Genomic DNA, 13,761 nt, shown 5'->3' with positions numbered 1-13,761 from the left:
GGGGGAAGGCAGGAAAAATTAACTAAGAACTAACTCGAACAACATTACCCAAGCACCTAGAACCCAACATCGAACATCGAATAGAACTCTTCCACCAAATCCAAGGACTTTTTTAAAGAGGCAGGAGTAAAATTTGTATTTTGCCAAAAGAGATGAATATAGCTGGTCAAGGGTCTGAGCATAGGAGGGGAGTTGGACCAGAAATCCGGTTCAGGAACCTGTCTTGTTCTAACTACCCTTTTTATCTGATCTAATATTAAAAACAGACCTTCTTGAAAAGACTTTGCAAAAAGTGGGTGTTTTGCCCTGATTTCTTCAGCAATAGAAAAGACTTCCTCTCTGGCCCACAAACCAAAATGATAGCCCCAAAAAGAACGCCAGAGCTGCCCAAACAGGTCTGACAAGGTGAATCTTTGGTGTATCGCCAGCAAATGATAAAGAGTTCCCGTCCTTTGGGTAGTAAACAATTCCAGACCGTTAATTCGGGTTTTGCCCAGTCTGCTTGTTTCGTAGAAAACAATTTCTTTAACCAGAAAAGCTATCTTCCGAGGATCAAATTTTTGTCCACATTTTGGTTCAGTAAATTTGCACGTCCAACATCCTCTGCAGCTTAAGTTAGCTCTTAACACCAAATGTCCTGGCTGATACGGACCTGTTTCCCACGGATTTACAGGGCCCATGGACAGATTTAGTACTCTTAAACCTGTCCATGCGGCCAAGTGCATAGGGCCTGTATCAGGAGTAACTAAGAGCTGCAAAGTTTGGCCGATCCTGACCAGTTGGTCCAGGCTGAGTTGCCCGGTCAAATCCAAGACCCGGACATCCAAGTCAGACTTAACCCTTTCGGCCAGTTCAACCTCAGCCTTCCCGCCCAAAAATACAGGTCTGAGGCCATACTCTATCAGCCTCTGAGCCAGAAGACTCCAAAACCTTGCGGAAGGACGCTTACTCCGCTCACTGGCACCTAAAAATAAACCCACCTTGTTTCCGTTCGAAGGTAATATCCTAGGCTCAGGCCAAATTGTGCTTTTCATCAGATCAAAAGGAATCACATCCAGGGCATTCAAGTCTGCCCAATGAAAACGATTATGCCTGTTACTTTGGACGAGACTCGCCCTGTATAGTTGCCACTTTCCTGCAATATATTGGTAATCATCCCTGTCCAGATAAGGACCGATTTTTTCGTCAGCCTTTATCTGCCCGGCTAGCCATGCTGCCTCTCTTCTGTGGCTTAAATTTATGACCAGAGAATATTTTTCCTTTAAAATATAAGAATAATTATTCCACGGGACATATACTACCTGAGGTGAAATCGGCATCAGACCCTGGAAAAAATCTTCTTCGGCAACAGTCCATACCGGAGTGTGATGGTAAGTCCGGGACAGCCATAAAAAAAGGGGGAAAGATAAAATCAAATCCCCCATGCGCTGCATCTGTAAAACTAAAATTGGTTTAACCATAAATAAGTTTAAGGTTTAGCCCCTGATCCTATTTGTATATTTCTTTCATTTTATTACAAAGAAACTGTATGCGTTTTTCATAAGTATGATCCTTTTTTACTCGCAGATAAGCAGCCCTGGCAATCTTTTCTCTCTTTTCCGGCCTGGCCAGGTAAAACCTCACCATTTCCCCAATTTCTCCAACATCTCTATAAAAAACAACCTCCTTTTCAGGGACGAATAAATCTTCAATCTGATAGCGGTAGTCAGTAAGCAAAAAAGAACCGGTAGCCGGCACGTCAAAAACTCTTTGATTAACTGCGCCTTTCATCTGTGCGCTGGTACAGTTAAAATTAATTTTAGAACAGGGATAAAATTGCGGCAGATCACGGTAATAATTAAGTTCAGGATGCCATTGCCAGTCATTGCTCCCAAATGTTTCCTGCCACCCCTTATCCCCGACTATCAAGGGAGAAAAAGGCAGAATTTCCTTTACGCATAGCTTACGATAAATACGCGTTGCCTCCCAGGTAACCATGGCCTCGAACTCAAGTTTCTTTTCAATATCAGGCAATCTCTGCCACTCTTTATAAAGGTGCGGAAATTCTAACTTTAATAAAAGATTTACAGAACGCTTTTTACTCTCCAGAAAAGCCCTAGCTACCTTATGGTATCCGTTGAGCAGGCCTTGAAAAGACGCTATCTTTTTTAATTTACTTCTCACCTTGGCTACCATTGAATTTCCAACAAAAGAAATATCGCTTTGCCAACGGTTATCTTTGCTGGCTATCCCAGGCCTGAAACGGAAAATATCAGATGCCAGAGGCAGATAGTAAACACGCTCAAAACCCTTTTTCTTTAATTCCTCAATATTATCCGCATCCCAGGTAAATATAGTCGTCCATGGACTGGTCAGATTATTATACATGTACAGGATCAAATGAGGGTTATCTACAAACCAGGAAGCTAGAGGTAATTCTAACCTCTCTAAAAGCTCAACAAGTATACCCTCTCGATCAACTCCCAGATGATTTATTGTAAAAACAAAATCAGGCTTAAATTCAACAACCGCTTGTAAAAAATCTTTTACAAACTTTTCGCACCCCAGCTTCTGGTCCTCAAGTTGCAAAAGATAATGGGGAATACCAAGCCGTTTACAGGCCGCAATCACTTCTCCCATTAAAAAATATTTGCTGGTAATCAGCAGGATCCTGGGCTGATCATTGGCAAACTTTTTATATCTTACTCGCTCCCAAAAATTAAATTGCTGGCTTGCCTTAAGAAAAGACACAACTTGTTTGTAATATTTCGGATCAATACGTAAGTAGGCAGGTATTATAAGGGGATAAAAAGGGTGGCCGCCATGATCCATCTGCCACGCGGTCAATTTTTTTAAGGCTCTGGAAGCATTATACTCGCGTACCCAAAAAATGTTTTTTTTTTGTCCAAACTCCTCAAAAACTTTAGTCTGAACCAGAATCTTTTCTTCTTTATCGACAATTGCCACAGGCCCGGACCAAGCCTCTAAAACCGTATGCAAAATTTCTTTTGTGCCGGACCCAACCAAAACAGGCAACACCTGTTTCTGCTTTACAAGCTGCCGCACTTCTTCTTCTATCCGCTTAACCCCGTAAGGCCCTAATAAACAGACCTTTTGCTCACCTGTGTCAACAACAATGTCAAAATCAGTTGTGTTTGTTGGGTTTGTCGAGTTCATTGAGTTTGTTGCTTTTATTGGGATTAGACGAAAGGGCAAAAGTAAAGAGCCTAAAAAATCAAGACAATTTTTCTATCTCTTTGCCTTTTAACCTGTCAGCCATTACTAGACTTACCAACCTTCAACCTTAGGTCGATGATAGTAAAACTCTACTCGCCGATTTATGGCTCTATTACTCTCGGAATTATTGGGCACAAGAGGCCTGGTGTCAGCATAACCAACAGCTTTTAACCTGGAGGGATTAATGCCGCCTTTTTCCACTATATAGCGCAAGGCTGCTGCTGCTCTTGCTGCTGAAAGCTCCCAGTTGGACGGATATTTACCTGAACGAACCGGCCGGTCATCAGTATGGCCGCGGACTATAAGATCAAAATTGTACTCCTTTAAAATTTTGATCACCCGTTCCAGCACCTTCGCAGCTTCTGGCTTAAGCTTGGCACTCCCCGGCTCAAACATAAGACCGCTGTTCACCCGTATAAGCACCCCCTGATCGTCGGGGGTTACATCCACATTTTTTTTAAGAACTCTATCTTCATCCAGCATGGCCTTGATTCGCAAGACCATTCCCAAGAGCAATCGGGCATTTTGGTCCAGAGAAATATCCTTACGCTCAAATTGGGAGGGCGAAAAGGCTATATAATCAGCTTGCTTTCTTTGCACCTGTACACCAAAGGCATCCTTAATGGAACCTAACATGTCCTGAAACTTTTGTATGTCCATATTGGCAAAGGATAAGAGTAGCACAAAAAAAGTCAAAAGCAGGGACATGAGGTCAGCAAAAGTAGCTAACCAACCGGGCAGCCCTTCTTCACATTTGCATTCTTCCTGCTTTCTGGGCATAAAACGTAATCACTCCCAACAACTAGTTAAAACTCAAAGTCTTGCCAATTACTACTTACTGCCTATAAAATTAACTATCACTACCCTCACGCAAGGCAGGAGCCAGAAAGGCTTCTAATTTGTCCTGAGTAATGCGTGGATTTTCTCCGTTCAAAATAGAAATGATTCCTTCAACAGCTATTTCCATAAACAAAACTTCTTCTGCACTTCTATGTTCAAGTTTTTTAGCGATAGGTAAAAAAACAACATTGGCCAAAACCGCGCCATAAAAAGTGGTTAAAAGGGCCACTGCCATGGCCGGACCAATGGAAGAAGGATCATCTAGGCTCTGAAGCATATTAACCAAACCAATTAAGGTTCCTATCATACCAAAAGCCGGGGCCATAGTGCCCATGGATTTAAAAATTTCCTGGCCCATCTGGTGTCTTTGCTTCATAAAGGCTATCTCAATTTCCAAAACTGACCGTACTGTTTGTTCCTCTGTACCGTCAGCAACCATAAGTACTCCCTTTTTTAAAAAGGGATCCTCAACAGAGGCCTTTTCCAAAGCCACTAAGCTCTCCCTGCGAGCAATATTAGCCAGATCAATAATAGTTTTAATCATGGCCTTCGGATCCGGGGGTTTGGCAAAAAAGGCCTTTAACATAACCTTAATGGCCCCGAACACTGTGCCCATGGGGAACATAATAAAGGTAACTGCTACAGTACCAAAAACAACGATTAAAATAGAGGGAACATCAATAAACGCCCCCAGACTTCCACCCAAAATAATTGAGCCAATAATCAGGCCAAATCCCAATAGAATTCCGATTAAGGTCCCTATATCCATAGTTTAACCCTTAGTACTTAAGCATCAACTATCAACTAGTTATCCATCGCCGGTGATTTTAATTTAATCTCATCATCTTCAAAGTAAAAACAGACATCTTGTAAAAAATCATCTACCTTATAATAAGCTGGTCCAATACTAATCTCCACACCAGGCCTAATCTCACCGGGACATATAACCCTGGCCTTGTGGTTGAGGCTTCCCTCCATCCTTGTCCACAACTCCTCTCTTTTCTTAGTAAAAATTCTTAGTTTTCCTTCTAAAGTTCTAAGTTTCGGACCATATTCTTTTTCGTATTCCGGCCCCTTACGAAGCTTGCTCTCCACTAAAAAAATATCTTTTTTTAACTCAGAAATACTTTGTTCAATCTGGCGAACCTCTCTGAATAACAAGGCATCATAACCCAGAACTAGAACAGTCTTAGCTCCCATCCCTCCTCCTAGTTGCTCTCCGGCATAAACTAATGAGGAAGAACAAACATGACCGCCTATCAGCCTACCTTTGACCATTACATACTTCCCCGCAAATAAAACGCTGTGCAAACACAAACCATCTATGATCAATTTTTCTTGCACAACCAGCTCGGCCTTTTCACAAAAAGGAGTACGCAAATTTTCTCCGGCTTTGATCAGAGCCTGGCCACTTCCTTTGACCCCTTCCTCGATAACCATTGACCCACCAGCTTCCACTTTAGCCCCTTCAACGAGCCTTTTTACCCGGATATTATTGGCCCTGATCTCGAAACCTGAACGGACAGAACCATGGACGATCATATCGCCCACAAAATAAATATTGCCGGTGTGAAAATCCACGTCCCGGCGCACATTAAGCACTGTTTTAACCGCTATTTTGCCCTGGTAATAAAAAACATAGCCATTGGCCGTAGCAATGAGTTGATCTTCATTTTGTGGATTTACAGCACAGTTAGGTCCTATAGGAAATTCTTTTTTATCATAAATAAAATTCTGATCATATTGATCAACATCTTCAGGAGCTATCTCTTTCCACTCAGCAAGAACTTGACCGGCTATGACATTCTGGACATAGCCCAAGTTGTAGTAATCAACCTTACCTTTTTCCAGCTGTTTAGGCTTTAATTTCTGATAATCAAAATAGGGATCAAAATAATGATGTAAATAGTAGGGCATAACTTAGTAGTTAAAGTATAAACTTCTTACATAAAATTTTAACAGATAAAAAAATACCTATTTTATTTTCTACTGCAGGAAAACATACTTCCCAAAAAAATGTTAAATTGACCCTTAACTTTTAACTTCAATTTTTAAACTTTTATTAGTCTGGCATAACTGTTATCAAATCATCTTCATTATCAAGAATGTCAAAAAAATGCAGCAAATTAACTAACTTTAAGGTCTTTATTACCTGCTCAGATGGCGCAAGCAAATAAAATTTTTTACCACTATGCTTGGCTTTATTATTAGTTGCTACTAAGAGCCCAATACCTGAACTATCTAAAAAATTAATCTTAGCCAAATTAATGACCAGGACATCCCAGTCATCAGCAAAAATATCTTCAAATTTAGCCTTAACCTCTTCCACAATCTCCAGGGTAAGTTCGCCCTGGAGACTAATCAGACACAGCATACCTTGTTTGTCTATTTGTAAACTTTCCACTTTTCCTCCTGAATATACTTACGAATTATTATTAAATTCTTACCATCAACCCGTTTATAAACAAACTTGTCAGCCACTTTTCGTATAATAAAAATACCCCGCCCTGATGTTGCCTCCTCTTTAGGCAATACAAGGGAACAACTTGACAGGATACTAGGGCTATTAAAAACTTTACCCCAGTCTATAACTTCAAATTGAATATATTCGAGAGGAACAACCTTCAATCTCAACTCCAGCTCTCCTTCCTTTCCATCATAGGCATGTACAACTATATTGTTACATGCCTCGGTCAGGGCCAGTTGCAATTCATAAAGGAGATCATTTTCAATTAGCTCTTCTAAAATAGTCATCACGGCCTTAACCACCAACCGAACTGTATACGGTGTTGCAGTAGTTTTAAGAGTAATCTTCATTTTCAGGCTTTATTTATATAAAAACTACTCTGATTTTGTCTCTACCCATAAAGCTGTCAGATCATCGCGATACACAGGAGGAAGAACTGGTATGGAATCTAATTTATCCTTTACTTCTTCCAGGTAAAACCTTTCGGATCGTAGCAAATTCTCTACCAACCTCAAAAATCTATCCAAACCAAAAGCATTTTTGGGAGAGAGCTCCCATTCATAAAATCCATCTGTAAACAAAAATACACCCACGCTTTGAGTGAAATCAATCTTCTTAGCTTCAACTTCTAAAGGGAAAAAACCTAAAACCGGCAGATAAGCATCCAATCGCAAAATCTTCTGTCCATCGACTTTTACTAGCCCTGGGCAATGACCTGCATTTACATATTCAATCTTTTTTTGAGCCAAATCCAAATCACAGGCAAACAAGGTGATAAAATCGGGTTCCTCCCCTAACACCTGACATAAATGTTCATTTATAAGACGGACGCTTTCACTCAAAGACGTATAGTGCTGTTTAGTCATATAAAATAAGGTCCTGACCATAGCCATTATGTAAGCAGCCCGGGCCCCATGTCCGGAAACATCGGCTACCACAAAGCGCAGCACATCCTTTTTGACAGCAAAATAGTCAAAATAGTCACCACTGGCCATACCCGAAGGGATGTATAAAGACTGTAAATCAACACCGGGGAAAGAAAAGTTGCTTCTTGGCAAAAGTCTTTCTTGCAAATCAGCAACCATATTTAGTTCCTGGGCCATTCGTTCGTACGCCTTGTGCAGCCTGAATAACAAATAAACCTGCCTTTCAGCCACTCCAATTCTGGCGATGAGTTCTTCTTTAGAAAATGGCTTGGTCAAAAAGTCATTGGCCCCAAGATTAAGTGCCTTAATCTTAACTTCCTGTGACTCTTCTCCGGTCAAGACTATGATAAAAACATCATTGTTATTGGCTTTATTGCGGATATAATCTATGACTTCCAGGCCATTGATCTTAGGCATATTTAAGTCCAATAAAATTATATCAGGAGAAAAGCTTAGATATTTATCGATGGCTTCTTCGCCATCTTTGGCTTCAACAAAGTCAAACCTCCCTTTTAGCAGGCTAACCAACATTCTTCGATAAAAACTGGAATCATCAATAATAAGGGCTTTAATTGTCTCGGCCATAACTATTAGATTGGACTAAAATATTTGTTCTTGAGTATGCACACCCATTGACACCATTGTACAATACGTGAAGCATCATCCCTCACGCCTTCTAACGTCATTCTGAATTCCGTAAAGAAAGAACTCAAAACTCATCGCTATCTATCCAGATGGTCACAGGCCCCCAGTTACACAATTGCACATCCATTTCCGCTCCGAAAACGCCTGTCTGCACTTTCGGCCATAACCTTTGGAGATCATTTTTAAATTTATTAAAAAGTTTCTCGGCCTCTACTGGATGAGCAGCATGACTAAAACTCGGTCGTCTTCCCTTACGACAATCGGCAAACAGTGTAAATTGAGATACCAAAAGAATTTCACCATCTATATCGGTCAGACTCAAATTTAGCTTACCTTTACTATCAGGAAAAATCCTGAGATTTACAATTTTTTGTAAAATCTTGTCCCAGGCCTTATCCTGCCAGAGCTTTGTATCCGGATGAGTAAAACCTACAAAGAGCAGAATCCCTGTATCTATTTCAGCTACGGTCTGACCATCTACAGTCACCATGGCTCTTTTTACTCTCTGCAATAGGATGCGCATTACTCATCCTCCCGGTAAAACGCCATGGAACTACTTTTCTCTGCGACCATAACATAAGAAAGCTTAACTTTATCACCGGGTAAAAGACTCTTCATGTGCTTAAATATAAACTTAGCCAGAAGTTCGGAAGATGGATTCTTTTCTTTAAACTCATCAAGATCATTCAAATGCTTGTGGTCAAGTTTGTCCAGGACAGTTTGTAAATGTTTTTTTAACACTTTAAAATCAATTAATATTCCTGTTTTGGGCTCAAGCTGATCTCCCCACACTTCCACCTCTACCTGGAAATTGTGTCCATGCAACGCTTCACATTTTCCTGCATAGTGCCTTAACTGATGAGAAGCACTGAACTCCGACCTCACCCGTAAAAACCATTTTGAGTTTGTTGTACCCATTTTTTTAATAGAATTTATTTATAGTTATTAATTGTTATTTGTGGTCATACAATGTTTTAATAACAGCGATACGTAATAACCTAAATTTACCTTTTAGTCTTTTAACCTTTCAAGTTCTGTCCAAAACCTCTGATTGGGACTTATTCCATACTCAGGGCCAAGCTGCAATTTGCATTCAAAATCCTCGCCTAACAGCGAGAGCTGTACCGGAACCTGACCGGGATACTTCTCTATAATTTTCTTCAACCCCGTCCAGACCCCGCTTTCACCATTTTCTCCTTTTTGAGCTATGTCTATGGTAATGTTTATGGGACGATGGTCATTGTTAATGGCATCTTGTAAAAGCTGCACCTCCTGGCCCAGAAGTTTTATTTGCTTAGGTCTATCATTGTCTTCACTATCGCTTTCGGTGTTTTGCAATCCCTCGTAGGCACTTATTTTAGCTTTAAGAAACAAAGGCTCTTCACTGTCTAAAAGACTTTTGTACTGTGCGTAGACATCGGCAAAAAAGGTCACTTCGGCACTGGCACTTAAATCCTCGATCTGGCAAAAAGCCATCTTCTCACCTTTTTTGTTTAGATGTTCCTTTTTGCCTACGACCATGACGGCCACATGAACCTCTGTTCCTGCCGACAGTTCACGACAACGCTGCAATTCATTTATACCCAGTCTTTTTATCTCCTCCTTAAAGGGTAAAAGAGGATGTCCGCTAAGATAAAGGCCTAAGGCCTCTTTTTCCATTTTTAATTTCTCTTCATCTGAAAATTCTTCCAGACTATTTTGCGGACAATCCAATCCAAGACCAGAGATTGAATCAGAGTCTTTTTGGACCAGACTTAAAAATGATAGTTGGCCTTTGCTCTTATGTTTGGCTTTTTGCTGAGCCCTGGCCACAACTTTCTCCATGCCTGCGAGGAGTCCATTTCTGCTACATCCAAAACAATCCATGGCCCCGCTTTTAATGAGCATCTCGATGACCCTTTTGGTCACTTTTCTAAGGTTCACCCGTTCACAAAAGTTGAGCAAACTGGAATAAGGACCATTTTCTTCTCTTTCCCTGACAATCTCTTCAATAGCCCCTTGCCCCACATTCTTTATTCCGGCCAGTCCAAAACGCATCTTGCCACCCTCAACACTAAAATAGTAGTGGCTATGATTAATGTCCGGAGGGAGGACCTCTATGTTCATATCCCGGCAGGCATTGATGTGGGTAATGACTTTATCCGTATTGTTCACTTCGGAAGTAATCAGGGCCGCCATGAACTCCACCGGATAGTGGGCTTTTAAATATGCAGTCTGATAAGAGATCAGAGCATAAGCAGCGCTGTGAGACTTATTAAACCCATACCCGGCAAATTTTTCCATCAAATCGAAAATATGCTCGGCTACTTCTTCCGGGACATTGTTCTCACGTGCGCCCTGCATGAATTTGGTCCTTTGCGCGGCCATCACTGCTGGCTCTTTTTTACCCATGGCCCGACGTAAAATATCTCCGTCTCCTAAAGAATAATTGGCCAGCACAGCGGCTATCTGCATTACCTGTTCCTGGTAGAGAATGACCCCGTAAGTTTCTTTTAAAATCGACTCCAGAGCCTCATGGGGATATTCTACAGGGATCTGACCGTGTTTGCGGCGAATAAAATCATTGACCATACCACTTTCCAGAGGTCCAGGTCGATACAGAGCCAAAAGAGCAATAATATCTTCAAAACAATTGGGTTTAAGATCAGTTAGTACCTTGCGCATTCCGGAGCTTTCCAGCTGGAACACACCGTCTGTCTCTCCGGCGCAAAGAAGCTCGAAAGTCTTCTCATCATCAAGGGGAAGTTTATCCATATCCGGGACTTGTTTTCCACCCTGCCGGGCCAGTTTTAAAGTGTCGCTTATCACGGTCAGGGTTTTCAGGCCCAAAAAGTCGAATTTGATCAGGCCCACCTTTTCCACCCGCTTCATATCAAACTGGGTAACAACTTCACCCTTTTTCCCCCGGTACAGAGGAAGATATTCATCCATGGGCTTGTCAGATATGACAATTCCGGCAGCATGGGTGGAAGCATGTCTGGCCAGTCCCTCCAAGCGCCGGCAGATATCCATGAGTCTGGCTATACGTTCATCTTCCTCCACCATCTTTTTTAAATCAGGCTCCTTTTCCAGGGCCTTATCTATAGTCATTTTCAGTTCATCGGGGATAAGCTTGGCGATTTTATCCGCCAAGGACAAGCTAAGTCCCATTGCCCGGGCTACGTCCCTGACCACGGCCTTGGCTTTCATCGTCCCGAAAGTGGTGATCTGGGCAACACTATCCTTGCCGTATTTTTCAGTTACATAGCGGATAACTTCTTCTCGCCGATCATAGCAAAAATCCACGTCAATATCCGGCAAGCTTGTCCGCTCCACATTTAAAAATCGCTCAAAAAGGAGTTTGTATTTGATAGGATCAAGGTTGGTGATTTTTAAGGCGTAGGCCACCAGACTACCTGCTGCCGAACCTCTCCCGGGGCCTACTGGTATGCCTTGTGCTTTGGCCCAGTTGATAAAATCCTGAACGATCAAAAAGTAACCGGCAAAACCCTTCTGACAGATAATCTCCAGCTCTTGTTCCAATCTCTCCCAGTACTTTTCCTCGTCCACAGAATAGGGCAAATCTTTTAACCTTTGTTTCAGCCCCTCCCGGGCCAGACGGACAAACTCGTCTTCCAGGGTCATGCCTTCAGGCAGGGCGTAAACCGGGAAATAGTGTTTGCCCAGGTCGAGTTCTACCTGGCATCTTTGGGCAATCTCCTGCACATTCTCCAGGGCCTGTGGACAATCTTTAAATGCCCTTTCCATCTCTTCAGGAGATTTAAAATAAAGCTCATCAGTATTAAAACGCATCCGGCTTGGCTCATCCACCTTGGAATTGGTCTGGATGCAGAGCAAAATATCATGGGCCTGTACATCATCTTTGGTCAAATAATGACAATCATTGGTAGCCACCAAAGGCAGACCTGTTTTTTGAGCCATTTCCTGGAGCTTTGCATTGACTTCTTCCTGCTCTCTAATCCCGTTTGCCTGCATTTCCAGATAAAACCTGCCTGGAAAAATATGGGCATACTCTCTGGCAGAGTTGAGCCCGGCCTCAAAACCCTCCTTTTGTAATTTATACTGAACTTCTCCCTGCAAACAGGCTGACAGGGCAATAAGTCCATCACTGTATTTTTTTAAAATCTCTTTATCCACGCGCGGCTTATAATAAAACCCGTCTAGCCAGCCTTTGGTGACAATCTTGATGAGATTATGGTAACCTGTTTTATTCTCGGCCAGAAGCACCAAATGATAACGTTCCTGACCCTTTTCTTGATGATTCTGGGCTACATAAACTTCACAACCAATAATAGGATTTAAGCCAAAATCTCTGGCTGTGGTATAAAATATGACAGCCCCGAAAAGATTGCCATGATCTGTAATGGCTGCGGCAGGCAGACCATAGTCCACGGCCCTGGCACAGAGATCCTTAATTTTGATGGCCCCGTCCAGGAGACTATATTCTGTATGACAATGCAGATGAACAAATCCGGACATTTGTTAGATTCCCAGATCCTCATTTATAAGAACTATCTTTATCCGTCCTTTAGGAAAGGACTTCTCTGTTATAGTCCAAACATTGCAGATTCGATCCGGGCTTTCGCAGTTATGACAAGAACTGGTTTTGGTACACGGAGTCTTCTTATCAAGTCGCATGGCATTTGCAGGAGCAGCATACTCTTTGATGCGAGTTACAGCAGCTTCAAAGTCAGGCACGATCTTGTTTCTCCCGGCCAGCACCAAAACAAATTTCGGTCCGAAAGTGATGGCCCCTACTCTGTTTCCGATCATATCCAGGTTCACCAGGGCGCCATTTTCTGTGATGGCATTGGTTCCAGTGACATATAAATCAACAAAGAGAGACTTGCGTCTTAGTTCCATTGCTTCGTCTTTTGACAAGCCAGGGACATAAGTATCGATGACCTTCAGATCCATTTTTTTTAATTCATCATAAAGCCCAGTCTGTTTAAAAGTTCTGGACCCTCCCCAGGATACCGAGACAGGAGTTATTGCAGGCCAAATTTTTTGCAATACTACCTCCCTGGCCTCCTCTACATTATTGACTAAAAACACCTCAAAATTATTGGCCTCCAGATTTTCTTTGACCTCATTCAGCTTAATGGTCCAATAGTTTTCTAGAAATTTTTTCATTTTCTCCCCCTGTACAGAAATACATCGAAAAAATCAGATTCGTCTACAAGAAAAAGCAACAAGAGATTCTTTCCCCTTGTGCTCAGAATGACTTATCCATACCTGTTACCCTGAATCCAGCCTTCAACTGGATAAAAATATCAATTTTATTAGGGTTCAATTATAAACATAATGACTTGCCTAACCAAACTTTTTTCAGCTGGGAATTCCAAGTCGGTAGCGGGTGAAAACACTCTGTTCTGAACTCTAGATTCAGGTTGAACACAGATAAGCATCCCTACCCGCGACTCAACAATTCAAATCTGGGAAAATGGATATAAAAATTAGGCTCAAAAGGCTAGAGTTAATCTGTGATTCGCGGCTCATGATTTAGCTATTTTTTAGTCAAAAATACACATTTTTATTTATAACTCAACTTTCTCGTATGTTTACATCACCTGTTTTCAAATTTAAGAGATAAAGAAATAAGAATTTAGGCGTGACAGACCGTTCAACTTTCTGGTGCATCAAGACACCGTAACTCAGCTTTTGGTC

The 13,761-nt window shown here is 41.7% G+C and carries 12 protein-coding genes; all 12 read right to left on the bottom strand.

Features of this window, described 5'->3' with window-relative positions; all coding sequences use genetic code 11:
• Positions 1 to 56: 56 nt before the first annotated feature.
• The 12 genes from KFV02_RS09640 to KFV02_RS09585 all read right to left on the bottom strand — a co-directional run bounded on the left by KFV02_RS09640 (position 57) and on the right by KFV02_RS09585 (position 13,227).
• Positions 57 to 1,460: a glycosyltransferase family 9 protein gene (locus KFV02_RS09640; protein WP_252381342.1), complete on the bottom strand. Its 1,404-nt coding sequence runs from the start codon at positions 1,458 to 1,460 to the stop codon at positions 57 to 59.
• A gap of 28 nt (positions 1,461 to 1,488) precedes the next feature.
• A complete protein-coding gene (locus KFV02_RS09635; protein WP_252381341.1) occupies positions 1,489 to 3,156 on the bottom strand; it encodes a CgeB family protein in 1,668 nt (555 codons plus the stop codon).
• Between the two features lie 111 nt (positions 3,157 to 3,267).
• A complete protein-coding gene (locus tag KFV02_RS09630; RefSeq protein WP_252381340.1) occupies positions 3,268 to 3,996 on the bottom strand; it encodes an OmpA/MotB family protein in 729 nt (242 codons plus the stop codon).
• 70 nt (positions 3,997 to 4,066) lie between these two features.
• Entirely contained in the window at positions 4,067 to 4,825 is a 759-nt protein-coding gene (locus KFV02_RS09625; RefSeq protein WP_252381339.1) for a motility protein A, read from the bottom strand.
• A 35-nt stretch (positions 4,826 to 4,860) separates the two neighbouring features.
• A complete protein-coding gene (locus KFV02_RS09620; RefSeq protein WP_252381338.1) occupies positions 4,861 to 5,973 on the bottom strand; it encodes a flagellar assembly protein A in 1,113 nt (370 codons plus the stop codon).
• A 145-nt stretch (positions 5,974 to 6,118) separates the two neighbouring features.
• Positions 6,119 to 6,460, bottom strand: coding sequence for an STAS domain-containing protein (locus KFV02_RS09615; protein WP_252381337.1), 342 nt, complete (start codon positions 6,458 to 6,460; stop codon positions 6,119 to 6,121).
• Entirely contained in the window at positions 6,442 to 6,873 is a 432-nt protein-coding gene (locus tag KFV02_RS09610; RefSeq protein WP_252381336.1) for an ATP-binding protein, read from the bottom strand. The genes KFV02_RS09615 and KFV02_RS09610 overlap by 19 nt, the downstream gene beginning before the upstream one ends.
• 24 nt (positions 6,874 to 6,897) lie before the next feature.
• On the bottom strand, positions 6,898 to 8,034 hold the full coding sequence (locus tag KFV02_RS09605) for a PP2C family protein-serine/threonine phosphatase (protein WP_252381335.1): 1,137 nt from the start codon (positions 8,032 to 8,034) through the stop codon (positions 6,898 to 6,900).
• Positions 8,035 to 8,158: 124 nt separating this feature from the next.
• The gene (gene dtd, locus KFV02_RS09600) at positions 8,159 to 8,617 is read right to left on the bottom strand and encodes a D-aminoacyl-tRNA deacylase (protein WP_252381334.1); all 459 of its coding nucleotides are present in this window, start codon (positions 8,615 to 8,617) and stop codon (positions 8,159 to 8,161) included.
• Positions 8,617 to 9,012: a 6-carboxytetrahydropterin synthase QueD gene (gene queD / locus KFV02_RS09595; protein ID WP_252381333.1), complete on the bottom strand. Its 396-nt coding sequence runs from the start codon at positions 9,010 to 9,012 to the stop codon at positions 8,617 to 8,619. Before queD ends, dtd begins: the two co-directional genes overlap by 1 nt.
• 93 nt (positions 9,013 to 9,105) lie before the next feature.
• The gene (gene dnaE / locus KFV02_RS09590) at positions 9,106 to 12,573 is read right to left on the bottom strand and encodes a DNA polymerase III subunit alpha (protein ID WP_252381332.1); all 3,468 of its coding nucleotides are present in this window, start codon (positions 12,571 to 12,573) and stop codon (positions 9,106 to 9,108) included.
• Positions 12,574 to 12,576: 3 nt separating this feature from the next.
• Positions 12,577 to 13,227: a lactate utilization protein gene (locus tag KFV02_RS09585; protein WP_252381331.1), complete on the bottom strand. Its 651-nt coding sequence runs from the start codon at positions 13,225 to 13,227 to the stop codon at positions 12,577 to 12,579.
• Positions 13,228 to 13,761: the final 534 nt, after the last annotated feature.

This window comes from Desulfovulcanus ferrireducens (assembly GCF_018704065.1).
GTDB lineage: Bacteria > Desulfobacterota > Desulfovibrionia > Desulfovibrionales > Desulfonatronovibrionaceae > Desulfovulcanus > Desulfovulcanus ferrireducens.
The sequence above is the reverse complement of the archived record's forward strand: the minus strand, read 5'-3'. Positions and strand labels throughout refer to the sequence as shown.

Excerpts from the sequence above, each read along its gene's own strand:
- KFV02_RS09620 (WP_252381338.1), bottom strand. The coding sequence starts at position 5,973 with ATGCCCTACTATTTACATCATTATTTTGATCCCTATTTTGATTATCAG.
- dtd (WP_252381334.1), bottom strand. The coding sequence starts at position 8,617 with ATGCGCATCCTATTGCAGAGAGTAAAAAGAGCCATGGTGACTGTAGAT.
- KFV02_RS09605 (WP_252381335.1), bottom strand. The coding sequence starts at position 8,034 with ATGGCCGAGACAATTAAAGCCCTTATTATTGATGATTCCAGTTTTTAT.
- KFV02_RS09640 (WP_252381342.1), bottom strand. The coding sequence starts at position 1,460 with ATGGTTAAACCAATTTTAGTTTTACAGATGCAGCGCATGGGGGATTTG.
- KFV02_RS09635 (WP_252381341.1), bottom strand. The coding sequence starts at position 3,156 with ATGAACTCGACAAACCCAACAAACACAACTGATTTTGACATTGTTGTT.
- dnaE (WP_252381332.1), bottom strand. The coding sequence starts at position 12,573 with ATGTCCGGATTTGTTCATCTGCATTGTCATACAGAATATAGTCTCCTG.
- KFV02_RS09585 (WP_252381331.1), bottom strand. The coding sequence starts at position 13,227 with ATGAAAAAATTTCTAGAAAACTATTGGACCATTAAGCTGAATGAGGTC.
- KFV02_RS09625 (WP_252381339.1), bottom strand. The coding sequence starts at position 4,825 with ATGGATATAGGGACCTTAATCGGAATTCTATTGGGATTTGGCCTGATT.
- KFV02_RS09610 (WP_252381336.1), bottom strand. The coding sequence starts at position 6,873 with ATGAAGATTACTCTTAAAACTACTGCAACACCGTATACAGTTCGGTTG.
- KFV02_RS09630 (WP_252381340.1), bottom strand. The coding sequence starts at position 3,996 with ATGCCCAGAAAGCAGGAAGAATGCAAATGTGAAGAAGGGCTGCCCGGT.
- queD (WP_252381333.1), bottom strand. The coding sequence starts at position 9,012 with ATGGGTACAACAAACTCAAAATGGTTTTTACGGGTGAGGTCGGAGTTC.